Annotated in this window: 28 protein-coding genes and 1 riboswitch; of the genes, 16 read left to right on the plus strand and 12 right to left on the minus strand. The window is 62.5% G+C overall.

The window, feature by feature from the left end; genetic code table 11:
- The first annotated feature begins 371 nt into the window (after positions 1-371).
- Entirely contained in the window at positions 372-701 is a 330-nt protein-coding gene (locus BLS52_RS18380) for a hypothetical protein (RefSeq protein WP_139186306.1), read from the plus strand.
- Positions 702-1,107: 406 nt separating this feature from the next.
- Here the strand turns inward: BLS52_RS18380 and BLS52_RS16765 are convergent, their stop codons facing one another.
- The 7 genes from BLS52_RS16765 to BLS52_RS16795 form a co-directional block, all read right to left on the minus strand.
- Positions 1,108-1,983, minus strand: a complete 876-nt coding sequence (locus tag BLS52_RS16765; protein WP_090588253.1) for a potassium channel family protein — start codon at positions 1,981-1,983, stop codon at positions 1,108-1,110.
- A 249-nt stretch (positions 1,984-2,232) separates the two neighbouring features.
- Positions 2,233-4,398 carry a heavy metal translocating P-type ATPase gene (locus tag BLS52_RS16770; RefSeq protein ID WP_425425047.1) on the minus strand — a complete coding sequence of 722 codons (2,166 nt, stop codon included), beginning with the start codon at positions 4,396-4,398 and terminating at the stop codon, positions 2,233-2,235.
- A gap of 51 nt (positions 4,399-4,449) precedes the next feature.
- Entirely contained in the window at positions 4,450-4,809 is a 360-nt protein-coding gene (locus BLS52_RS16775; protein ID WP_090588254.1) for a heavy-metal-associated domain-containing protein, read from the minus strand.
- Between the two features lie 260 nt (positions 4,810-5,069).
- Complete coding sequence (locus tag BLS52_RS16780) at positions 5,070-5,687, minus strand: DUF305 domain-containing protein (protein WP_245702919.1); 618 nt, start codon at positions 5,685-5,687, stop codon at positions 5,070-5,072.
- Between the two features lie 35 nt (positions 5,688-5,722).
- Positions 5,723-6,133 carry a four-helix bundle copper-binding protein gene (locus BLS52_RS16785; RefSeq protein WP_090588258.1) on the minus strand — a complete coding sequence of 137 codons (411 nt, stop codon included), beginning with the start codon at positions 6,131-6,133 and terminating at the stop codon, positions 5,723-5,725.
- A gap of 177 nt (positions 6,134-6,310) precedes the next feature.
- Positions 6,311-6,715 (minus strand): hypothetical protein, encoded by a 405-nt coding sequence (locus BLS52_RS16790; protein WP_139186307.1) that lies wholly within the window; start codon positions 6,713-6,715, stop codon positions 6,311-6,313.
- 260 nt (positions 6,716-6,975) lie between these two features.
- The gene (locus tag BLS52_RS16795; RefSeq protein WP_217636789.1) at positions 6,976-7,494 is read right to left on the minus strand and encodes a DUF2269 domain-containing protein; all 519 of its coding nucleotides are present in this window, start codon (positions 7,492-7,494) and stop codon (positions 6,976-6,978) included.
- A gap of 317 nt (positions 7,495-7,811) precedes the next feature.
- Between BLS52_RS16795 and BLS52_RS16805 the strand changes: the two genes are divergently transcribed.
- Positions 7,812-8,378, plus strand: coding sequence for a TetR/AcrR family transcriptional regulator (locus BLS52_RS16805; protein WP_139186308.1), 567 nt, complete (start codon positions 7,812-7,814; stop codon positions 8,376-8,378).
- 101 nt (positions 8,379-8,479) lie between these two features.
- Here BLS52_RS16805 and BLS52_RS18905 read toward each other — a convergent pair whose 3' ends face one another.
- Positions 8,480-9,235 carry a M23 family metallopeptidase gene (locus tag BLS52_RS18905; protein ID WP_245702920.1) on the minus strand — a complete coding sequence of 252 codons (756 nt, stop codon included), beginning with the start codon at positions 9,233-9,235 and terminating at the stop codon, positions 8,480-8,482.
- A 244-nt stretch (positions 9,236-9,479) separates the two neighbouring features.
- The gene (locus BLS52_RS16815) at positions 9,480-10,295 is read right to left on the minus strand and encodes an NlpC/P60 family protein (RefSeq protein WP_090588265.1); all 816 of its coding nucleotides are present in this window, start codon (positions 10,293-10,295) and stop codon (positions 9,480-9,482) included.
- A 6-nt stretch (positions 10,296-10,301) separates the two neighbouring features.
- Positions 10,302-10,482, minus strand: a riboswitch (cyclic di-AMP (ydaO/yuaA leader).
- A 310-nt stretch (positions 10,483-10,792) separates the two neighbouring features.
- Here BLS52_RS16815 and BLS52_RS16820 point away from each other — a divergent pair.
- From BLS52_RS16820 to BLS52_RS16875, 12 genes are all read left to right on the plus strand, one after another.
- On the plus strand, positions 10,793-11,248 hold the full coding sequence (locus BLS52_RS16820; protein WP_090588267.1) for a hypothetical protein: 456 nt from the start codon (positions 10,793-10,795) through the stop codon (positions 11,246-11,248).
- A 98-nt stretch (positions 11,249-11,346) separates the two neighbouring features.
- Positions 11,347-11,988, plus strand: coding sequence for a DUF305 domain-containing protein (locus BLS52_RS16825; RefSeq protein ID WP_090588268.1), 642 nt, complete (start codon positions 11,347-11,349; stop codon positions 11,986-11,988).
- A 103-nt stretch (positions 11,989-12,091) separates the two neighbouring features.
- Positions 12,092-12,961: a F510_1955 family glycosylhydrolase gene (locus BLS52_RS16830; RefSeq protein ID WP_342707473.1), complete on the plus strand. Its 870-nt coding sequence runs from the start codon at positions 12,092-12,094 to the stop codon at positions 12,959-12,961.
- Between the two features lie 32 nt (positions 12,962-12,993).
- Positions 12,994-13,173: a hypothetical protein gene (locus BLS52_RS16835; protein WP_090588271.1), complete on the plus strand. Its 180-nt coding sequence runs from the start codon at positions 12,994-12,996 to the stop codon at positions 13,171-13,173.
- Positions 13,170-13,820, plus strand: coding sequence for a TlpA family protein disulfide reductase (locus BLS52_RS16840; protein ID WP_090588273.1), 651 nt, complete (start codon positions 13,170-13,172; stop codon positions 13,818-13,820). The genes BLS52_RS16835 and BLS52_RS16840 overlap by 4 nt, the downstream gene beginning before the upstream one ends.
- Positions 13,821-13,858: 38 nt before the next feature.
- A complete protein-coding gene (locus BLS52_RS16845) occupies positions 13,859-14,614 on the plus strand; it encodes a cytochrome c biogenesis CcdA family protein (RefSeq protein WP_090588287.1) in 756 nt (251 codons plus the stop codon).
- A gap of 161 nt (positions 14,615-14,775) precedes the next feature.
- Positions 14,776-15,660 (plus strand): prolipoprotein diacylglyceryl transferase, encoded by an 885-nt coding sequence (gene lgt, locus BLS52_RS16850; RefSeq protein ID WP_090588274.1) that lies wholly within the window; start codon positions 14,776-14,778, stop codon positions 15,658-15,660.
- A complete protein-coding gene (locus BLS52_RS16855) occupies positions 15,660-16,355 on the plus strand; it encodes a hypothetical protein (RefSeq protein WP_090588275.1) in 696 nt (231 codons plus the stop codon). The genes lgt and BLS52_RS16855 overlap by 1 nt, the downstream gene beginning before the upstream one ends.
- A 37-nt stretch (positions 16,356-16,392) precedes the next feature.
- A complete protein-coding gene (locus BLS52_RS16860) occupies positions 16,393-16,695 on the plus strand; it encodes a hypothetical protein (RefSeq protein ID WP_175460215.1) in 303 nt (100 codons plus the stop codon).
- Positions 16,696-16,797: 102 nt separating this feature from the next.
- On the plus strand, positions 16,798-17,301 hold the full coding sequence (locus tag BLS52_RS16865; protein WP_090588276.1) for a DUF3093 domain-containing protein: 504 nt from the start codon (positions 16,798-16,800) through the stop codon (positions 17,299-17,301).
- A gap of 87 nt (positions 17,302-17,388) precedes the next feature.
- Entirely contained in the window at positions 17,389-17,568 is a 180-nt protein-coding gene (locus BLS52_RS16870) for a hypothetical protein (RefSeq protein ID WP_090588278.1), read from the plus strand.
- 228 nt (positions 17,569-17,796) lie between these two features.
- Positions 17,797-18,912, plus strand: a complete 1,116-nt coding sequence (locus tag BLS52_RS16875) for an ATP-binding protein (protein ID WP_090588280.1) — start codon at positions 17,797-17,799, stop codon at positions 18,910-18,912.
- An 81-nt stretch (positions 18,913-18,993) separates the two neighbouring features.
- Here the strand turns inward: BLS52_RS16875 and BLS52_RS18385 are convergent, their stop codons facing one another.
- Positions 18,994-19,317, minus strand: a complete 324-nt coding sequence (locus tag BLS52_RS18385; protein WP_139186309.1) for a hypothetical protein — start codon at positions 19,315-19,317, stop codon at positions 18,994-18,996.
- A gap of 75 nt (positions 19,318-19,392) precedes the next feature.
- Positions 19,393-21,339, minus strand: coding sequence for a bifunctional copper resistance protein CopD/cytochrome c oxidase assembly protein (locus BLS52_RS16885; protein WP_175460216.1), 1,947 nt, complete (start codon positions 21,337-21,339; stop codon positions 19,393-19,395).
- A 274-nt stretch (positions 21,340-21,613) separates the two neighbouring features.
- Between BLS52_RS16885 and BLS52_RS18585 the strand changes: the two genes are divergently transcribed.
- Complete coding sequence (locus BLS52_RS18585; protein WP_175460217.1) at positions 21,614-21,790, plus strand: hypothetical protein; 177 nt, start codon at positions 21,614-21,616, stop codon at positions 21,788-21,790.
- A 205-nt stretch (positions 21,791-21,995) separates the two neighbouring features.
- On the opposite strand, the gene BLS52_RS19075 is transcribed toward BLS52_RS18585, so the two are convergent.
- Positions 21,996-22,130, minus strand: a complete 135-nt coding sequence (locus BLS52_RS19075; RefSeq protein ID WP_342707474.1) for a helix-turn-helix transcriptional regulator — start codon at positions 22,128-22,130, stop codon at positions 21,996-21,998.
- Positions 22,131-22,378: 248 nt separating this feature from the next.
- On the opposite strand from BLS52_RS19075, the gene BLS52_RS16895 reads away from it, so the two are divergent.
- Positions 22,379-22,599 (plus strand): transposase (locus BLS52_RS16895; RefSeq protein WP_425425048.1); only part of this gene is annotated, 221 nt, incomplete at its 3' end.

Raw genomic sequence — 22,599 nt, forward strand, 5'->3', positions numbered from 1 at the left:
GTGTTGTGTGAGACGCCGCAGATCTTCGCGGCATCCCGGTACGACCGGGTCAAATCGTAAGCAGCTAAAATTTCCATGAACTCTCCTGGAGACTTCACAACGAGCCCCTTCCTTCCCACAACGAGTGAAATACAGACGATTGGCATCGCCATTTCACCGCGGAAGGAAGGGGCTCTCCCCGTAACGACACGAGGGATGGACAAGAGGAATCCCAGCACGCCAAGCCACACCGTGGCCTGCTAGTGTCCAAAAATGCTTGCCGCCGCCGGTCAAAACCACTGCCGCGAACGGTCAATCAGATTTTCCGTACTCGGTCAGTTTAAAGTTGCCGCTTACACCGAACCCAGGAAGCGATCACCGAGGGATCGTACTTGCTGGCCGAATCGACCGACCGTTTCCGACCTCTCCTCGCCCTGGCCCTGGCCTACCAGCGGCAATACTCCTGGCATGAGGCAGCCCGCCTTCATGAAGAAGCCCTGCAGCTGGCCCGTACACCCGCAAAGGAAGCATTGGTGCGCCACCACATCGGAAGACGACTCTTTGAGGAAGCCCGGTTCCGGGACGCCGCAGCAGAGTTCGAATGGGCACGCGACCTCTTCCGCAGCACCAGTAAAAGGGAAGGCTTGGCCCAGGCCAGCCAACAGGCTCTAGACAGAGCAAGAGAAATGACCCGCAAGGCATGGGAAGAGCCCGGGAAGTAATCCAAGAACCCCTTCCCTTCGAGAACCGCCCGCCAAATCCAACGGATGAACCCGGCAATCGCTTCACCGTCAATCACACGCACTCTGAGCCCCGGATTCAATCCGGAATCCGAAACACAACCCGGCCCGTCCAAGCCTGAAAGAACCCAAACGGTCTCAATGGGAGTACCAGGTCGACCGCCGAATCATCGGAGACCATGGGGAGGTAGCAGTCACCACTGCAGTGTGACAGTGGCCTAAGGGGGACGCCGCAACTGTTGCGAGCAGCTGCGCTGTAACCCAAGAACAAGGCGCCCGGTTATCGAATGTTCCTGCTTGGTTGAACCGGAGCACTGCACCGGCCCTCGTAAAGTCTGTCGTCTTCTCGGCTGCGGTTCCTCGTGCATTCTCAGAACTGATCAGACTCTTATGTGCGGGTGCTCTGTCCATGTTCGGTGGCGTACGCGTCGAAGATCTTCTCAAGGGTGTCCCCGGTGTGCAGGAAACTCTCCCTGAGTTCATCCCCGAGCTGGTCCAGGGCCAGGGACAGTTGCTGAGCGCTCAGCCGCACCGCCGCCTCCTGCCGATCCAGGGCCGCGTCACGCAGACGTAGCGCATACCGTAACTGGCGGGACAGGGCTAAATCCGGGCTCTGCTCTCGAAAGTAGAATCCCTCGGTGTGATGCGTGAAGTCCAAGCGGACCTCCACCACCTCAGCAGTAAGGGTGTCCAGGACCCGCGAGACGGTGGCGGCGTCCATCTCCCTGATCGCCTCGGCGTAACCAGTGTCAGCCAAGCCTTTGAGTTCCAGCGCCAACGCTCGCCGTCGGGTCAGTGGCGGATAGATCTGGGTAAACCAGGTCAGGGCCGCGGTGAGCAGTGCGAAGCCGGTCAACGCCTCCAATGGAGAGGCGAACCGGATCCAGGTGTCAGTAGCGACGACATCCCCGTAACCCAGGGTCGACAGAGTAACGAAGGAAACGTAAAGCGCTTCGTGGAGATCCGGGTAGTCCGCAGGATCCACACCCGGTGAGTACATGAACCCGTCTGGAATGTGGGGGTAGTAGATCAGTGCCCAGCCGACCCCTTGTAGTGCCACCCACAATAGGATCACGGCGACCATTGTTCCCGGACCCACGACCGAGCCCAGCCGGTGCCCGGTCATCTTCGAGAGCCGCCACGCCCCGGAGAGCACCAGCCCGCTGAGGCGCCCCTGACCGCTGGGATGCAACAAGGTGTGGAACATGTCCATCAGCCCAAACAGGATGATCGCGATCCCTACGACCGTCAACACTACATCCATTCCAAGGGTTCCTCTCTCGATGATTACTGTTCCCGCGGCGGCGCCATCCAAGGATCGGCGGAAGGACACCCACCGGGCTGCCCGTTGAAACTCGACCACCCGTCCTAGACCTGCATAATGAAGGATTCAGATACCGGCGCGGGTGGAGGCCTGGGAAAGCGGTACGGCACCCGGTAGAAGGCACTGGCCTTGCCCCCTGCTCAGCTGGGGTAGGATTTCGCGGGCGTCGCCCCCTTTGACGGTCGGTGTCTAGGTGGTGATGCGTTCGGGGCTGAGGTCGATCCTGCGCAGCAGCTGTGCGTTGAGGGCGACCACGATCGTTGACACGCTCATCAGCACTGCGCCGGCTGCGGGTGAGAGGACGAAACCGGCGAAGGCCAGTACACCGGCGGCCAACGGTACGGCGAGGATGTTGTATCCGGTGGCCCAGACGAGGTTCTGGATCATCTTGCGGTAACTGGCCCTGGACAGGTCAATCATTGCCAGGACGGAGCGTGGGTCGTTCCCGGCCAGCACGACGCCGGCGGACTCCATGGCGACGTCGGTTCCGGCGCCAATCGCGATGCCGACTTCCGAGCGGGCGAGGGCGGGAGCGTCGTTCACCCCGTCCCCGACCATCGCTACCTTCAGTCCGCGGGACTGCAGTTCGGAGACTTTCGAGTCCTTGTCCTGCGGCAGTACGTCGGCGAAGACTTCATCAATGCCCAGTTCGGCTCCGACTGCTTCTGCAACCTGGCGGGCATCGCCGGTGATCATCGCAACTTTCACGCCACGGTCCTGCAAGGCTTTCACTGCCGCCCGGGACTCGTCGCGCACCCGGTCCTCGAGCCGGACAGCACCGATGACAGCGCCATCCCGGACCACGTGCAGCACGGAGGCGCCGCGATCTACCCATTCGCGGACAGTACCGGTCATATCCGGCGGGGTAGCGAGGGACACTTCCTTGAGCATGTTCGGGCCACCGACGGCTACCTCGGATCCGTTTACTGTTGCGCGGACGCCTCGTCCGGTCATGGACGAGAATCCGCTCCCGCGGTAACCGAACTCCGTTGCTTCCTGGTTCTCCGCAGCTGCCTGGACGATGGCCCGGGCAACGGGGTGCTCACTGTCGGATTCCACGGCCGCAGCGAGTGCCAGCATCTCCGCCTCGCTGACACCGCCCGTTGTGGTGGTGGCGGTGACGGCGTGGCGTCCTTCGGTGAGGGTGCCGGTCTTGTCGAACAGGACGACGTCAACGGTCCGCATCCGTTCCAGGGCCATCCGGTTCTTGATCAGAACCCCACCCTTCGCCGCACGCTCCGTAGAGATCGCGATCACCAACGGGATGGCCAGGCCGAGGGCGTGGGGGCAGGCGATGACCAGCACGGTCACGGTCCGGATCACCGCATCATCCGGGCTTCCCAGCAGCAGCCACGCGATGAAGGTGATGATGCCTGCGATCAGGGCGAAGTAGAACAGGAGCGCCGCTGCACGATCGGCGAGGGCCTGGGCCTTGGATGAGGAGGCCTGTGCTTCCGCAACTAGGCGCTGGATCCCGGCGAGTGTGGTGTCGGAGCCGACGGCGGTGACCTGCACCCGTACTGCGTTGTCGGTTGCGACCGTGCCTGCGACCACTGTTTCGCCGACGGTGCGGGCGACGGTGCGGGATTCACCGGTGATCATGGATTCGTCGAACTCGGCTGAGCCGTCGACGATGTCTCCATCGGCGGGGACCCGGGCACCGGAGCGGACGAGGACGACGTCACCGGCGGCCAGGGTACTGGCCGGGACGGTTTCGATACCGGCGTCTGTGACCTTGTCCGCCTCATCCGGCAGGAGCGCCGCCAGTGCGTCGAGGGCGCCGGCTGCGGAGCCGAGGGCACGCATTTCCATCCAGTGGCCCAGCAGCATGATGACAACGAGCAGGGCCAGTTCCCACCAGAAGTCGAGGTTGAAGTTCCCGATGCCGAGGGTGGTGATCCAGGACGCGATGAAGGCCACGCTGATGGCCATGGCAATCAGCAGCATCATCCCGGGTTGGCGGGATTTGAGTTCGGTGATACCGCCTTTGAGGAAGGGCGCACCGCCGTAGATGAAGATGAAGGTGCCCAGGATCGGTGAGATCCACATGGAGCCAGGGAATTCCGGTGGCGTGTAGCCGACGATCTCGGCGAACATGTGGCTGAACAGGACCACCGGAACAGTCAGGATAAGGCTGATCCAGAACCTGTTCTTGAACATGGCCGTGGAGTGCCCGGCATGTTCGCCGTGGACGTGTACCTCGTGATCGGCGTCCGCATGCTGGGTACCCTGACCGTGGTGTTCGTGCTGGTCCGGGTCCAGCACGGAGGTCGGATCGTCCGTGGGCATGGCCTGGCCATGCGTGTCCGGATCTGCGGCACCGGAATCCTCGTGGCCATGTGTCTGGTGCTTCATGACGGTCCTCCTTCGATCAAAGGGGGATGCAGTCTCCCCCGACCTGGAAAGTCAGGCGTTGGTGAGTTGATAGCCGGCCTGCTCGACCGCTGAACGTACTTCAGCGGGAGGGACCGGCTGGTTGCTGCGGACCGTAACGGTGGAGGTCCCGCCCGCGACGAGGTCGACCCGCACAGCCGTAACGTCCTCGAGGGCGCTCACTGCTGAGGTGACCCGGGACGCGCACGACCCGCAGGTCAGGCCGGTGACGTCGAAACTGGCGGTCACATCACCCGTTAACGTGGGAACGGCCGGCGCCGCAGCGTCCTTAGCTGCAGGGTCCTTGGGGGCAGTGTCCTTGGGTGCGCAGCAGGCGCAGCCCGAGGAGGACTTATCGGTCAGGGTCAGATCAGAAGAAGAGGTGCCGCACATGACGATCTCCAGACAAGAGGGTGGCTATTAGAGTCCGCGGCTGGGGATCCGGTTGTCGTTCACGCCGGCTCAAGCCGCATCAGATGACCTTCCAGGAGTAAGCGGCCCAAGGCAATGTGGGCACGGACTTCCCGTTCCGGTACCAAGACAATATACCCCAGGGGGGTATATTGTCAAGGCAGTTGGGACTATTGCCTTTCCACTGCTGGGTCGGGGGCGCTCCCCCAAGAGGAACACCCCGACCCACCAGCGGCTGCCGGTCACTCTGAGGCGTATCGATCCAGGATCGACTGCATCTCGGCGATTTCTTTCCGCTGGGTTTCGACGATCTCGGTGCACAATTGCTCGATTTCCGGGTCCGTGATGTTTGATTCCTGGCAAACCAGGATCGCGCGCGAGTGATGCGGAATCATCGACTTCAGGAACTGTTCGTTGCCGACGAAGGTTTCCGTCCGCCCGAGGGCGAACGCCCCGACGAAGAGCACCGCGAACCCGACCAGCATGGCGATGTTCGCTTTGGTGTTCTGGAACATCGACCACATGCCTACGGTCATCACAATGGCCATGGCCCCGACCATGAGTAACGCCATCCAGAAGTTGCTCAGGTTGAAGTAGAAGTGATCGATCGATCGGACCATCGACATCGACAGAACCCACATCAGCCCGAGACTGATCAGCAGGATGACACCGAACTTCACATACATCTTCTTGCCTGAACCACCACGACCTGAGCCGCCATGACCGGAGTGATCCTTTCCACCATTGGCGCTCTCCCCCTTACCGGAGGCTCCTTCCTGGTGATGCTGTTCGGCGTACTTGTGCTCATGTCCGGGAGTTCCTGCGCGGTGACTGCCGGACGTGTTTTCTGCTGAGTTCACGATGTGCTCCTTGAAATCGTGGTGGAAGGACGGTTTTATCCCAGTGTGGACAGCAGTTCCTCGCACGCCTTTTCGCAGCGGCGGCATGCTTCTGCGCAAATCTGGCAGTGGTCTTGCATCCCGGCGTGCTGTTCGCACTCATCCGCGCAGGCCTTGCATGCCGCGCGGCAGGCCTCGACGATGGCGCGGGTGAGGTTCGCGTCGTACCCGGTGTGGCGGGACAGGACGTTGCCGGTGGTCGCGCAAATGTCCGCGCAGTCCAGGTTGGTGCGGATGCACTTGGTCAACTCGGCGACCATGTCCTCGCTCAGGCACGCGTCCGCACACGCGGTGCAGGTCTGGGCACATTCAAAACACGCTTCGATGCATTCGGCGAGCTTTTCCTTGTCCACTCCCCCGAGATCCTTGGGGTAGGTGTCGAGCACAGACGTCACGTGGTGTGTCATTGTTTTTTCTCCTCAATCAGGGTGCAGCTGATCCAGGTCAGCCGCTGCTTCGTTGGGTGTACTGGAAATTCGGCTTATGCAGCTGGGCGCGCTCTCACTTACTGAGGCCAACGGACGTCGGAGTGGGAGCAGGCATGATGGCACGCCAAAGAAGACCCGCAAGACGGGCTGGAAATTTTATGTGCGACTGATCGATAGGGCCGTCAATGACGGAGTGAGGTGATCGCGCTTTTCAAGCGCCGGATCAAAGAAATCGGGTGGTAGATAACCGCTATCGGCGGGGAACAGCTCGACCTGTGCGGCAAGGGCTCCGGCCTGCTCCGCGGGTAATGCACGCTGCGGTGCGGTGATGCCCTCAGTGGCGTTGACCTGCTGATGGCAGCAGGCTTGTGCCGATGGGGAACCCTTGGGCCCGGCCGCCATGCTCATCGCTATGGCATCACTGGCTGGACCCGGTGGGTTCATAGCTACCATGGGGCTGGTCATCGAGGTGGGATTGTGCTGTTCCATCTGGAGGCACAAGGCTGCAGCGGCAGAGGTCGTAAACGCGAGCAACAGGGAAAAGCTCAGCATGATCCGCATCACCGCCTGCACGGTGACGCCCGCACTGCCTCGAGTTGCTACTGAAATTGCGGTCCCTCCCGGTCCTTCACCTTGGGTCAACCCTAGTAAATGCTAAGACTGCTGACCAGTAGCGCATACGCGGCGAACTAATTCCGGGGTTTTTCGGCCGCCCATCTCAGTAGCCATCGTGGGCACCGGCTCCCCGCGAGGGGCTCGGCTCTCTGCCCTGGCTACGACAGGGCCGCGGCGCCCTCCGCTCAGAGGTATGTGCTGTTCCGCTATCGTCGCTGACTTGCGGACCTAAACATGGAGACACCAATCCCTGTGAGTCCGCGGGGTTTACAGATAGAAAGACCTAAAGCGACAAGGAGAACGATCAGGGCAGCTGCAGAGTGAAGGATGGGCGAGAAGTCGGGCAGGATATCCGGGACGGTTTTGTCTGGCGCCGGTTGAACTGCAGCGTCCGCAAGAACAGAGAGGGTTTCCATGTAGAGCAGGAGAACCGCCGTGGCCGCGATGGTGATGAGCAGTTTGATCAGCACCCAGTAGTGCTTGAGGAGGCCCCACGGTGTACCGATCGCCTGGATGACACCGGTCACCAGTGTCAGAGCACTCAAGGGAACGAGCGCTGTCCAGCCGATGATCTCCATGACTGTGTAGGCGGCGCGCATGGTCCACTCATCCGTGGCGGTGTATCCGGCGACGGCCAGGGCGAGAAAGCATGTCACGGCGCCTACCCACCCGACGGAGGAGGCGACGTGGGCCACCAGCGCTGTCTTGCGTAACCGTGGCGGCATAATCACAACGCAGTGTTCCCGGCGTACATCACGGCTGCGTGCTGTGGATTCCCGGAGGCGGAAGAGTGCATGCCGGGCCCGTGCTCTCCACCGAGGAGCATCACGACCACGAGAACCAGCACAACCGCTAGGGCGATGAGGGCGAAGATTCTTACCCATCGGGGTACCCCGGGGCGTTCCCGCACGGGCAGGTTGTGGCTTTCTTGGTCGCGAGCCGGATCGGTGGTCACAGCTGGAGGTCCCGTCTGTAGAAGTTTTCTATACGAAGTGTATAGGAAAGTGCTGTGGGTGCTTGTATCGAGCAGTACATTGGTGGTATGCCCAAGCTCTGGACCGACACCGTGGAGGGCCATCGGCACGCGGTTCGGGCGGCTGTCCTGGATGCGGTTGCTGTCCTTGTCGCAGAGGCAGGATTTTCCGGTGTTTCCATGACCCGGGTAGCCGAGCATGCTGGTGTCACCCGGGCAACGCTGTATAAATACTTCCCTGACGTTGAGACGCTGCTGGCTGCCTGGCACGCACGGCAGGTCGGCGAGCATCTGAGCGCGTTGGAGAAGATTCGCTCGGACGCGGCTGGCACAGGACGGCAGTTGCAGGCCGTCCTGGAGGCTTATGCCCTGATGCTGTACGACCGGCCGGGCCACGACGCTCCGGCTCCGGCTCTGCATCGGGGAACCCATATGGACCATGCGCATGAATACCTCGAGGCCTTCATCGCAGACCTGATCCGGACGGACGTCCAGGAGAAAGGCGTGGACCCGGCCATGAACCCGGTAGACCTTGCCCGGTACTGCATACAGGCCATTGGTTCGGCCCGGTCACTGTCCTCCCGGGACGCCGTTCCGGGTCTGGTCTCGGTCACGGTGAGCGGGATCTACACCTGAGATCGATCCTCTGGCTCCATCCCAGATTTTGGTGGTTGATCAGATCTGGGGGAAGGCCCAACCGTTGTCGTTGGACACCTGAACGCCGGCTTGGCCGCGGATTAGAACCAGGTGGAGGGATCGACGAGCGCGTCGTTGATCATGACTTCAAAGTGTAGATGGCAGCCGGTGGAGTTGCCGGTGGTTCCGACTCCGCCCACAACGTCTCCCCGGGCAGCTGTTTGGCCTACGCTGACGGCAATGGTGGCGAGGTGGTTGTAGGTGGTCTTGAGCCCGTTCCCGTGGTCGATGACGATGCGGTTGCCTCCACCGTAGGGGCTCCATCCGGCTTCGGTGATGACTCCGCTGGCCGCGGCCATGACGGGGGTGGAACATGAGCCGGTGAGGTCGATGCCGGTGTGCATTTCCCCTGGGACCCCGGTCAGTGGGTTGGTGCGATATCCGAAGGTCGAGACGGTGGTCATTTGGGCCAGCGGTGCGCCGAGGCCGGACTGTTCAACGGGTTCGGCCGCAGATCCATCCTCCGCATCATCGCCGGGGGTCGTCTCGATGGGACCATCGGCTAGAAAGTGGGATGAATTCACCGAACCGGTTGCCGGCTCTGTGGATGCAGCACCGGGCACCGCGTCGCGGCTGAAATCTACTCTGGCCTTCGGGTCGGCCTCAACTCTGTGCGCTCGGGGCTGTTGAGCGCTGTCCGGCGCTGTGCTGACGGCGGATGGTTCAACGGATGACGGGGCCGCTGCGGTCAGGGGGATGCCGGCGAGGAGCGCGCCGCTGAGCACACTGGCGGCCGAGATTGCACCGGCGACCGGGGCGACAGGTGAAGCGCGGCGGTTCGTCGCGCTACGGGTCACGGCGCGGCGGCCCTGCTGGTGACATGGGGTGGCCGGTTCTGCGCGGCGTCGACCTGAGGCGGCGCGGCGTCGACCGTGGGCGTTGTGGGAAGACAACGATGACCTCGTCTCGCTCAGGGGAAGGGTGAGGGCATGCCGGAGTGCAGGGGGGATGACTCCGGCATGCCCAGGTGTGGGTAGGTAAGAGCTTTGGGGCGGTTCGCGGTCGCCCTGTTGGCCCTTTCCTGCCCGGCTTAGGTGGCTGTTAGCCGTTGACCCGGACGAAGGATGATCCGGCGAGATCGCTCAGGGGGTGCAGGAGGGTGTCGTTGACACCGTTCATGCCGCTGCTGATGACCTGGCCGTTACCTACATAGATGGCGATGTGGCCGGGTCGGATGACCAGGTCACCCGGGGCTGGTGAGCCGACAACGGTCCCGTACTGGTAGAACTGCTCGGGCCCGAGGTCGCCGACAGACTTGCCGATGGATCGCAGTGCGACCTCGACGAGAATGGTGCAGTCCTGGGTACGGCCGATCTGTGCGTAGGCCGAAGCGACGAGTGCGGCACCGACACTGCTGCTCGCTGCAGGGGCAGGCGCCGGCTTCGGAGCAGGAGCAGGCGCAGGAGCCGCGGGAAGCGCCGCGGCAGCCTGCAGCGCCACTTCCTGCACGGCAGGGGCCTGCTGTACCGGGGCGGTTTCCACCGCCTGCACTGTTACAGGTGACGGTTCAGCTTCGGGGGCCGGGTGCTCCAGGACAGGAGCAGGAGCAGCAACCACCGGAGCGGGCGCAGCGGTAACGGCTTCGCGTTCGAAGGAGATATCGGCCGATGTATCCGCGGACACCGGCTCGGTTTCCACGGTGGTAACCAGCGAACTGGTGCTCACCTGACGCTGCGGTGCATCCACCGCCTGGGCCGGAAGGCCAGCGCTGAGAACGAGACCAGAAGCTGCGGTGATCACTGCAGCCTGACGACCTGCAGAACCCATATTGGAGGAAACAGCCTTGGAGATGACAACCAACGTATTGGTCTGGGCCGGAACTGCGCGATGGCGCGCGGGGGCATGCCAAGTAGACATAGATCGAGTACCTTCTCCCAACGCCTACGAGGTTAGCTGTCGGGTTCGGATGGGAGACACCCGGCCGTGAAAACGGCTTAACCCCAAGGACCCACAAAGCATTGGCCCCGCGTACATGGTTCCCCCGCCTCTGCCAGCGGAAAACGGACGACCCCACCACGGTGACAGAGCTCGGCGATCCGTGTGGGAGTGCCTCCATGGGGTGCAGGCACGAGATTGAGAGTACCCCACCGGGCGGCGAATATCACAATTAGATCACGGTGGGTCTCCCCCCGTCACCGCGGGAAGCTCCTTTTCCCCGATTCCTCCCCGGCAGCTGGGTAGTACTGATGTCAGTGGCCGACCCGTTGTGGTGGAGCTGAACGCGCAGCTCCTGCGCCAGCTGAACCTGGCATCGGCAGCCCTCACTGGCTGAGCACCGATTCGATCCGGCCCAGGATGGATCGGTACTCTGATACCAAGCATAAACCATCACGTAAGCGGGAAGGGGCAGAACGGTGAATAAGTATCCGCCGAGCGCGTTGTTCGTTCCCCTTTCACGCCGCTTTCCCCGGGCAGCTGTTCTCTTCAGTCTGACCGCGGTCATTTCGGGCATCCTTGCGATGCATGTGTGGATGGGCGGGCATGGTGCCTCACACGCCGTCGGCCCGGTGGTCACCGCGGCGCCCGCAGCTGATGTGCACCACCGAGCGATCACGCCGGCATCCGCATCCGACAGCGCAGACTCGGGAATGACCCTGAATCTGGATTGTGGGGATACGTGCGGTGAAGAGATCGCCGCGGGCGTGTGCATCCTGGCGTTCCTGGTTGTTTCCTTCGCAACTGCCATCGTCCTCAGGAGCCGGCTGGTCTATGGCCGTGTTCGCCTGCGGGGCCCGCCGCCGGTGGTACAGCTTCCCCGCACCTTCGTACCTTCGCTGACACTGGTTCAGCTCTGCATCAGCCGCACGTGAGAGTCGCGTAAGTACCCAACTCCGGTAACGGCCCGACGGCATCCCGTCGTGCCGACGTACTGAACTGCAGCTAGCTCAACCATCGAAGGACACCCCTCATGACCAAGCGTTACCTTTCCATGTCCGCACTGGCGATCGCCGCGACCCTCACGCTTGCCGGTTGTGGATCCGGCGACACACCCGGCACTGCTACGGCACCGGAGAGCAGCGCCGGTGCCGCTGCACCGGAAACCACGCAGGACACCGCGGCCGAACCTAACGACGCCGACGTGATGTTCGCCCAGATGATGATCCCGCACCACCGTCAGGCCGTGGAAATGAGCGAGATCATGCTCTCGAAGGACTCCATCAGCCCGGAAGTACGCGACCTGGCCACCGAGATCAGAGATGCGCAGGCACCCGAAATCGAGACGATGACAGGCTGGCTCGAAGCCTGGGGTGAACCGGTCGAACCCGAAGGTGGCATGGAGGGCCATGACATGGGGGACATGGGCGGATCCGGGGAGATGCAGGGCATGATGACCGAGGACGAGCTCGCCGAGCTGGAAGCCGCCGAAGGCGACGAAGCGGCGCGCATGTTCCTGGAGTCCATGACAGCTCACCACAACGGAGCGGTCGAAATGGCGCAGGAAGAGATCGAGAACGGGCAGTACCCGGACGCCATCGCCTTGGCCGAAACCATCGTGGAGACGCAGCAGGCCGAAATCGAGGAGATGGAAGCCCTCCTGGCCGAACTCTAAGACGGGGCCAGCACGGTCCGGGGAGGCGGTCCATCATGGGCGCCTCCGCGGGCCGTGCCTCCTCCTCTTCCCGTCATCTTCCCCCTTGGTTGGAGAGCAACAAATGCGTCCAAAAACTTTCCCTAACTTTCTCCGCCGTCGTCTGGTCTTACCCACGGTGGCGCTTATCTCGATGATGTCCCTGGCGGCCTGTTCGGCTCCTTCGGCGGCACCGCAACCACCCGGCACACCGGACAGTTTTCCCTCCGGTCATGTGCACGGCATGAGCGTTGACCCTGGCAGTGATCGGGTGCTGTTAGCCACCCACAATGGGTTGTACGACGTCTCCGTCTCCCCCGCCCAACGCATCGGACCCGTGATCGACCTCATGGGATACACCGCCGGGGAGAACAGCACCCTGTACGCATCCGGGCACCCCGGACCGGACACGGATCTGCCCAACCCGGTGGGGCTGCTCAGCTCCACTGACGGCGGTAATCGTTGGGAGCCCCTGTCCCGGCAGGGCCAGTCGGACTTTCATGCCCTGACCAGAACCGGGGAATCATTCGTCGGATACGACGGGCAGCTGATTACCAGCGGTGATGGTCTTCAATGGCTTCCGGCGGAAACCCAGATCGCTCCCTTCGACCTCTCCGGCACGACAAGCAGCGACGTCGTGCTGGCCACCACCGGGGAAGGGCTCTACCGTTCCACCGACGCCGGTTCCACCTGGAGCCTTGTCACTGACAGCCCTCTACTGTTGCTCACCGCCCTGGACGGGGAAACGGCAGTCGGTGTCACCCCTGAAGGTGACATACACACCAGCGCAGACGCCGGGGCGACCTGGGAGAAGAAGGGATCCATCGAGGCCGCACCCACCGCCATAGACACACACACCGACGACGGAGCCGACCAGGAAATTTGGGTCGCCACCGAAACCGGCGTGAAAGTGTCCGGTGACGGCGGAACCTCATTCAACGATCTGGCGCCCTGATGCACAGACCCTACCTCCCGGATTGGAAAGAAATGTCCCAATGGCGCGGATGGCATAAAACGACCTTCCTGCTCCTGATCGCCACCATCAGCTACCTCCTGCTCAGGCAAACGTTCCCCTCCTGGGTGTCGGTACTCATCGTCCTGCCCGTGGCGATTCTCGCCGCCTATACCGCTTCCTCCGACGCCCGGCGCGATCGGCGACGAAAATGAGCAGACAACTCTTCCGGCACGCACCAACCGGCGCCCCCCGGGCACCAAAGAGCGGCAAACACCGGTCACGAACGAACTTTCCGGTCCTGATTCTGACCCTGTCATTGCTGATCTCCGGGTGCGCCGCCACCGATCCGCTGGCGCAACAGGCCGCAGCCGGAGATAACAAGAACTACATCGCCGGTGACGGTTCAGTGAGCGAGTACGCTCCCGAAACACGGGGAGAACCGGTGGAACTGACCGCCGAACTCTACGACGGGACGACGATCTCATCAGCCGACTGGGCCGGGAAAGTGACCGTCCTGAACGTGTGGTACGCCGCCTGCGCGCCGTGCCGGGTGGAGGCCCCGGACCTGCAAGCACTCTCGCAGGAACACCAGCAGGACGGTGTCCAGTTCTTCGGGGTGAACATTCGGGACCAACGGGGGACCGCTGAGGCGTTCGAACGAAACTTCGGCATCACCTATCCCAGTTTCAACGACCAGGACGGGACTGTTCAATTCACCATGGCGGAGTACGTGCCGGCACAGGCCGTACCAAGCACCCTGGTGTTGGACCGTCAGGGCCGTGTTGCCGCCCGTATTATCGGGTTGGCGGAGAAAAGCACCCTGAAGGCTCTCATCGCGGATGTGGCGGCCGAACAATGACCCGACTTACGGAAGCACCGGCGATGGTCATCTCCACCGTGGCCAACCCATTTGCTGAGACCATCCTGAGCGGCTCACTTCTGCTGGCGGTTCCTATCGCTGTGCTGGCAGGGTTGGTGTCCTTCGCCTCACCGTGCGTCCTGCCTCTCGTACCCGGCTACCTCGGCTACGTCACCGGCCTGACCGGAGTCGACCTCGCACAGCAAAAGCGCGGGCGGATGCTTGCCGGGATCGGGTTATTCGTTCTGGGATTCTCGTTGGTGTTCATGCTGATCGGTGCGGTTTTCGGGCAGCTCGGTGCGTGGCTCCAAGCGCCAGGACAGGCCTGGATCACCCAGGTGCTCGGTGTCCTGGTGATCCTGATGGGTGTGGTCTTCCTCGGTGGCCTCTCCTGGTTCCAGCGGGAAGCGAGAATCCACGCGCACGTACCTACCGGGCTCTGGGGTGCGCCACTGCTTGGCGTCACCTTCGGCCTCGGGTGGGCACCGTGCATCGGCCCGACCCTTTCGGCTGTCCAGCTACTGGCCTTCAGCGACGGATCCGGCGCAGCCAAGGGCGCCTTGTTGACCTTCTTCTACTGTCTGGGACTCGGCGTCCCGTTCCTGCTCATAGCACTCGGAGCCCGCCGCGGCATGGGAGCCCTGCGCTTCTTCCGCACGCACCGACTCGCGCTGCAACGGCTCGGCGGCGGGATCCTGATCACCCTTGGGCTGCTCATGGTCTCCGGCGTCTGGGGAGGCTGGGTCGCAGAACTCCAGAACTGGTTCGCCAACGACATCCGACTCCCCATCTAAACCCCTAAACCCGCTACCCACGCCTCTGTGCGACAGCTCGCACCGCAGCAACCCACCTCCGGCAAGGTCATCAGCCCTGTCTCCCCCACTCGATCGAAGCGCCCGTGCAAGATACATCAACGGCTTGCATCACCTTTGACATCACCACCATTGGACCCGCCATGAACGCAACAGAACCCCCCACCTACCTCCCGTCCCCATCTATCAGTTCCCTCTCGCTGGGACCGGTTTCCATCAGCTTCTACGCACTGTGCATCATGACCGGCATCGCCGTTGCCGTGTGGCTGACCAACCGCCGGCTCACAGCGCGCGGAGGCAGCCCCGGGCAGGCGCTGGACGTGGTGATGTGGGCTGTACCGTTCGGGATCATCGGCGGGAGGCTGTACCACGTCATCACCGACTACCAGCTCTACTTCGCCCCCGGGAAAGACCCTTGGGGCGCCCTGCGGATATGGGAAGGCGGGCTTGGTATCTGGGGCGCGATCGCCCTCGGCGCTGTCGGCGCCTACATCGGTTGCCGCAGGAACAAGGTCAACTTCCTGGCCTTTGCTGACGCTGCCGCACCCGGCATCCTCATCGCCCAAGCGATCGGCCGATGGGGAAACTGGTTCAACAACGAACTCTACGGTGACCCCTCAACCCTGCCCGGGGCCCTCCAAATACACGACATGGACCTGTCGGCCGGGTCTGCACGGCTCGACGCCGCCGGCAACCCGATCGTGCTGGGATACTTCACCCCGACCTTCCTCTACGAATCGCTGTGGTGCCTTGCCGCGGCGGCGCTGATCCTCTTCCTGGATAAGAAATACGCTCTGGGTGCCGGCGCACCTTTCGCCCTCTACGTCGCCCTGTACACGGCCGGCAGGTTTTTCTTCGAACTGATGCGCTCCGACTACGCCAACACCATCCTCGGGCTGCGCATCAACACCTGGGTCTCCGCCATCCTCTTCCTCGGCGCTCTCACAGTGTTCCTCATCCGTAGGAACCGGCCACGGTCATCAACCACCGAACCCGAGCAAGTCCCAGCACCTACCGGGGGCCGGTGATGCGCGTCGAGCTCCGGTACACCGACGGCTGTCCGGCAGCGCAACCGTTGCGGGAAACAACCGAGGCCATCCTGGCGGACCTCGCGCCGCAAGAACACATCATTTTCACCAGGATTCCCGCCGGGGAAGGCGCCGCCGCCGGGATATTTCCCGGCAGCCCGATGCTACGGGTGGACGGACGGGAGATCGGCCCAGTCATGACCGGGCAGGTAGACGCGGCAGGATCCCTTCCAGGGCCGGCAGTTCCACAGGGACCGGACATCCGGGCAGCACTCAGGCGAGCCGCCGTCAACTCACCGGTCCGTCTGCCCCTGCGGCACCGCCGGCTAGTGCTCATCGCCTCATTGCTGACCCTGTTCGGGGCGCTGCTGAGCCAGCTCGTGATCGGGGGTGCGGTTGTGACCTTGACCGGCTTGGCCCTGCTGGCAGTCGGGTTCAGCAGTAACGGCCGCAGGAAGGGTGCTCAGCCGTTCATGTGGGCCGCCGGTTTCACCGCCCTGGCCTGGCTGTTGGCGACGGCCGCGATCTGGCGAGAGGTGGTCTTCCGCCAGCCGGTACCGCTCGGCGTAACGGAAGGAACCTTGTTCTGGGTCGGTCTGGCCTCAACCCTCGGCACCGTTTTGAGCGTCGCCGCCGGTACAGCGGCGCGCCACCGGTTACGGCGACAGCTGCGCCAGAAGCTCGACCGACCATGACCCGACAACCTGCCCACCCCCAGATGAAGGAAAACCCATGATGCTATTAGCCGCTTCGCTACCCGCCGTGGTTCCACCGCCGGATGAGGGCCAGTTACGGCCCGGCCTGGATCCCACCCAAGTGACCCCCGGGCTTCTGGGGTTCCTCATGACCCTCTTCATGGTGATCGCCGTCATCGTCCTGATGCGTTCCATGGTGGGCCGGATCCGCAAGGTCCGCTACCGGGAGCAGGCGGCAGAGCAGCATCGCAACCACACCAGTACCGCCGAAACGCCCGCTATCCCCGACACTCCCCTGTCCGCCGAGGCACCACACACAGTAACCGGGCCAGGCAGATGAGCTTATCTCCCCACACCCGAAAGTGTTTGAGGCATGCCCAGACGTCCCTCAAGGCCATCACCCCCGAGCCCCTCCCCCGCAGGCCGCGACAAGCGGGTGACCATGTCTGAGGCTTCCGCACCGCCGGATGCGGTCCTTTACGACGAACGGTTGTGGCCGACGCCTTTCGTATGGTTGATCATCGCGGGAGTGGCGGGAGCATCGATTCTCGTCTTCGCGCCCATCAGCATCCTTACCGGAATCATCGCCTGCATCGTGATTTTTTTCGTCCTTGTTGTTCTCCTGATTCTGTCCACTCCACGGATCACTGTGACCACAACCTCGCTCAGCGTTGGCCGCGCCCACATCGACCGTGAGTTTCTCGGCCCGGCGCGCGCTTATATGAAACATGAGGCCACCAGAGAACGTGGCCCCCGACTGAACGGGCTGGCGTACCTATGCCTACGGGGCTGGATCGACCCCGTGGTACGGATCGAGATAGAGGATGAGGACGACCCCACCCCCTACTGGCTGGTATCGACCAGACGTCCAATTGAACTCGTCAACGCGCTGAGCCCCGAAAAACCAGGCCACGAGAACTCCCGGGCACAGCAGAACCCTGATTAAAGCCAGACATCCATGCGTCGTCCACCTCGCATGCGGGGAGGGAACCGGGAATCAGGGGTGGCAGCACCACCCAATAGACTGGCCACCATGGAATACATCTCCGTGCTCTTGCCCTCCGCGGCCGTGGGAACCATCTTCTACTTCGCGATGCGGGCCATCTTCGGCGCCGACAGGGCCGAACGTGCAGCGCAAGCCGCCGCCGAAAACGAGATGACACATAGCGCGCCAGCCCAGGCCGCCACAGGGCAACTTCCAGCAAAAAATTGAAGTTGCAAACCAAGCCAGCACCAAACGCGCACTGGCAGGACTCCGCCCGCGTCCACATAATCCAACAACGCGACGCTCGGAAGGGTTGTGTCACTACATGTGCGATCCCTGCTGCAGACATCCCGCGAGACCGCCTGCCCTAAGAGCCGATGTTCTATAAGAGTCTAATAACTCTAAAGAAATCTAGTAAATCTAAAAGAGTCTAAAGAACAAGGGTATGCTGGTTCTATGCCTAACCCTTTTCACGCGAGTTTCGGGGTAAGCCCACCTCTGCTTGTCGGCCGAGACGCCGGCATCGCGGATTTCATGGAGGCACTCGACGACGGACCTGGCTCCTCGGGCCGCGCCACCCTTTACACCGGGGCCCGCGGATCAGGCAAGACAGTGATGCTCAACGCCATCGAGGATCGGGCCAAGGAACGCGGCTGGCTGGTTATCAGCGAAACTGCTAGCCCCGGCTTCATTACCCGCATCACCAGGCAGCACCTGCCCCGCCTCCTGCGCAGCTTCGACCCCGATGCGGTACGCCAAAAGTTGACCGGTATCACCGGCCCGCTCAACATCGGAGCAGTGACGTGGGAGAGCGTGGAATCGCACGTGGTGGAAGCGGGACTGCGCAACCAGGTCGAGCTGCTCACTGATCTACTTGCCGAACATGAAACAGGGCTGCTGATCACCCTCGATGAGATCCACCAGAACCAGATCAGCGAACTGCGGGATATCGCCACAACGGTCCAGCACGCCTTCCGGGAAGGCCGGGAACTGGCCTTCGTCGGTGCCGGGCTCACCAAAACCATCAGCGGCGTTGTCAACGATGATGTCCTCACCTTCCTTCGTCGGGCCGAGCGCCATACCCTAGGCCCGGTCACCCCCGCCGAAGTGAAGCGGGCGCTGCGTGAACCCATCGAAACGTCCGGACGAACCATCGGGAGTGACGCACTGCAGGTGATGACCGAGGGTACGAGTGGATACCCATTCCTGATCCAGCTCGTCGGCGCGCAAACCTGGAGGCTACATCCACGGGAAACCGAAATCACCGTCGAGGACGCGGAGGAAGGCGTAACCAGGGCATTGCGACGGCTGGGCGCCCTCGTGCATGAACCTGCCCTGGCAGACGCCTCTGACATCGACAAGTCGTTCCTCCTCGCAATGGCGAAGGACGACCGACCGTCGAAGATGTCCGACATTCAGGAGCGCCTGAAGGTCAACGTCAACTACGCCAGCCAGTACCGTCTCCGACTGATCGCTGCCGAACTGATCCAACCCGTCCGCAGGGGCTATGTTGACTTCGCCCTGCCGTACCTTCGGGAATACCTGCGCGAACATGTGGCCGCAGATATCTAAGCAGCGCCGGACACGACACAAAATGAGCCATAAGCTCCGGCTAGGAGTCAGCGGACTCCCGGAACCTTCAGGTAGCGCCCATCATCGATTTTCTAGACCTTCCAATCCCAGGCCATTTCTCCGAGCACCCGTCATCCATCCCTTTTGTCCAAGGTGCGTGAACAAGTTGGTGGCGTTGCGCCGCACATCACCACGGCGAACCAGTTCTTCCTGGTCGATAATCCCAAAGTGGAACTCGATCATGTCGGCGACGTCGGAGCGGCTTACCGGACGATCGAGGCACCACGCCGTCAGGGAGCCCAGCACAGCCCGGCGTGCTGGCGCCGCAAGTGGTTCAAGTAGATCCGCAGAGTGTTCCTCGGCTCTCACATCGAGATAGGTGTTGTTCTTATCGTCTCCACTCATGCCGCGACTGTATGGGCGCTGGCTGGCTGTTCTCTGTGGATCCAGCACGGGCCCTAAGTTTTTAGGTCCCAGTCCTTAGTCTTGCCGCGCCCCCTGCACCGTTACACGGCGATCAATCTGCGTTGCCGCGAGGTCACCGGAACTGATCCCTGCCCGTCCCTGGGACGGCCTGGTGATATCCGGTTCGGGTGAGACGCCCTTATCGGCGGGCTTCCGCCGAATGATGATTGCGACAAGCACAGCGATTGCTCCGCCGGCGATGACCCACAGGATCACACCGGCAGTTTCCGGGGCGAACACCGGCAGCGGCCCCCAAGGTCGTACAGATTGGGCCCAGGCGCCCTCCAATGCTTCACCTTGAGTCCATAATCCCCACCCATAGACCCCATAGAGCACCGCCGCTCCCGTCAGGGCGGCCAGTTGTTTCTTCAACAGGTGCTGGCCACCCGGCGATGTGCCCGCCAACGCTGCCGTGAAAAAGCAGCCGGAGGCCAGAGCCAGTAAGGTCATCAGAGCGTAGCCCGGCTGATTGAGTGCGGAAAATTCCAGCAGGGGCGTGTAATACGTTGTGACCAGGGAACCGGCTATGACAAGAACCGGGACGTAAGGTGCTGCGGCGGTCGCAGCCACCGCTGGCCGGACGATGACCCGTATGAACTCCGCACCCCCGGCGCTTCCATCGGATCGGGTCCGGATGGTACGGGTGGCAAGTTCCAGCGGGGCGCCCGGTAGCAGCAGCAACGGAACAAGCGTGCTGAGGAGCATCTGAGTCAGCACATGGAAATTGAGCAAGTATGCCTGATAGACATGGATGCCGCCGTTGGTGATGGTGAAGAGGGCGGCGACGCCGATCAGCCAAAACATCGTCCGGTGGACCGGCCAGCTCTCTCCTGCCCGCCGAACCCGGCGCACCCCCACCAGATAGATGACGGCACTGAATCCGCATACCAGCGCCCACAGAGGATCAATGGTCCACTCCGACATGAAGGTCCAACCGTCAGGGGCAGGAAGCGGCCCGTCGGTCGGAGCGGACTCCAACGGTGGTACCGGCGTCCGGGCCAACGCCGCAGCCAACCCCGACGCGGCACCCATCACCGCTAACTCCACCACGACAAGAACCATGAAACGCCGTGTCCCCTGCCGGGGATCACGCTCTAGCTGCTTCAGAACCCTTCGTCTGTGTACCGCACCGAAAATTCCAAGTACCACGAACGCGGCGGACTTGGCCACCACAATCACCCCGTAGGTTGTCCCCAGGCTGCTAAGGGAGCCCAGTTGATCCCACGCCATGAGGGAACCCGAGAAACCCAGTACGACGAATGCCCCCAAAGCCAGCGTGGAATACCTTCCCACCACAGTGCCTAACCGCTCGGGCGCCAGAACACGATGAACCACGGCAACCGCCACAAGGCCCCCCAACCAAACCGTCGCGGCACCCACATGCAGAACCAGGAACATCGTGCTGTCAGCGTGATCGCCCGCCCCCTCAGCATGGGAGTTAAGGAACAATGGCAACAAGCCCGTAAACGCCAACACAACGGTTCCTGCGACCGCCGATCGCCTATGAATGACAAAGCTCAACGCGCACACGGACCCCGCGATCACGAAGCTGAGCAGACCGGACCGGCCCACATCCGCAATCGTTAGGAACGCTATGAAATCCGCCACGAACTCCCCGGAGAACACCGATACCCCTCCAACGAGCTGAAAGTTCATCATGTTCAGCAGGGCAGCGGTGAAAGACCATACGGTCGCAGAGCCGGCGGCAAAATGTATCGCCGTACTGTAAGCAGGTTCCGCCGAAGACAGCGCGAAGCAGACAACTATCAGGGAACCGATCGTGCAGGCAGCGGCTAGATTGAAAAGGAGCTTCGCGGCCGTGAACATGACCAGCAGCGTCTGCCCTCGCGGGTTCAAGACGCTTACCTCCGCATTGGTGCCAAGGCTGTAGGCCCATAGCATCCCGAGCAGCGCTGTTGCAGCCAAGGCGACCATTGCGGCACTACGCGCCCCGACTGACATGTCTGACTCCTCCCGGCGCGTCCCATCGTGGAACACGCTCCCGTACCGGTCAGTGTCACCGGCCCGGCTTGGGAATTCCTTAGACACGCCCTGCCGGGCAAGCCAGGACCGACTCGATGCGCCATTGCTGACACCAGCCAACCTGACTTCCATGACGCCGCCCCGGAATGATCAGGGCCCTGGGCAGGAAATCATTGCAGCTCCACGCCCTCCCTCACCCTTGGTGATTAGCGTTGGTAGGTATGGACAACTCAGCTGACTGGCCCAGTTGCAAGTGCAAGAACTGATTACGCTGGCCGACGCTGATCTTGAGCTGGGGCATCATCCTGCCCGGGATTTCCTGCCCTCACGGCAGGTGCTGGTGTGGATCCGCTACCCCTCCCAGACGTACCTGGTCCAGGGCCCACGCGACCGCGTGGACAGCAACAGCGATCCGGATCTGGTTCTTTGAACCGAAGATCAAAATCTACCGGGAAGGCTGAGTGTGGCACAGCGCCGTCACCCCCCCCGGCCGGCCGCGACGAGAACCACCCAGCCACCGGGCGAGGTTAGGACTGATCGGTCGCCTCCTCTGTCAGTTCACCGCGGCGGAGGACGTCGGCGGTGCGGGCATAGGCCCCAGCAATGTAGTCCTCGAGCTTGGACCGTTCGATCCGCTACTGGCCACCGATCTGGATCGCCGGCAGATCACCACAGCTGATCAGCGCCCGGATCTGCGATTCGCTCGTGGTCAGTTCGGCTGCGACGTCCTTGATGGTCAGGAAGCGTGGACCCGGATGTTCTGCACTCACAATGGTTTCCCTTCCAGATGCCAACAAGTGTGTGTGGTGGGGGCCGGGTGCTACGCCACACAGCACCCGGCCCCCGGGTTTTCCCTGCGAAAATGAGATCTGTTCAGTCGGTGTCTCTCTTCTTCCAGGCTCCGCCTGCCGGTGCGTGAACCGTACCGGGTTTGATGGAGACATCGATTACCCGGAGGATGTTTTTCATGGCAGCACAGCGGAAGTACCCGATCGAGTTGCGCGAGCGTGCGACTCGGATGGTGATCGAGGCGCGAAAGAACCCGGCAACAAGGACCGGAGCGTTCGGGCGTGTCGGTGAACAGCTCGGAGTGAACCCGGAAGCGTTGCGGACCTGGGTGAAGCGGGCCGAGATCGATGAGGGACTGCGCCCGGGCACAACGAGCAGCGATGCGGAGCGGATCACCGAGCTCGAGCGCGAGGTCCGCGAACTGCGGCGGGCGAACACCATCCTGAAGCA

It is taken from the genome of Arthrobacter subterraneus, from assembly GCF_900099735.1.
Classification (GTDB): domain Bacteria; phylum Actinomycetota; class Actinomycetes; order Actinomycetales; family Micrococcaceae; genus Arthrobacter_D; species Arthrobacter_D subterraneus.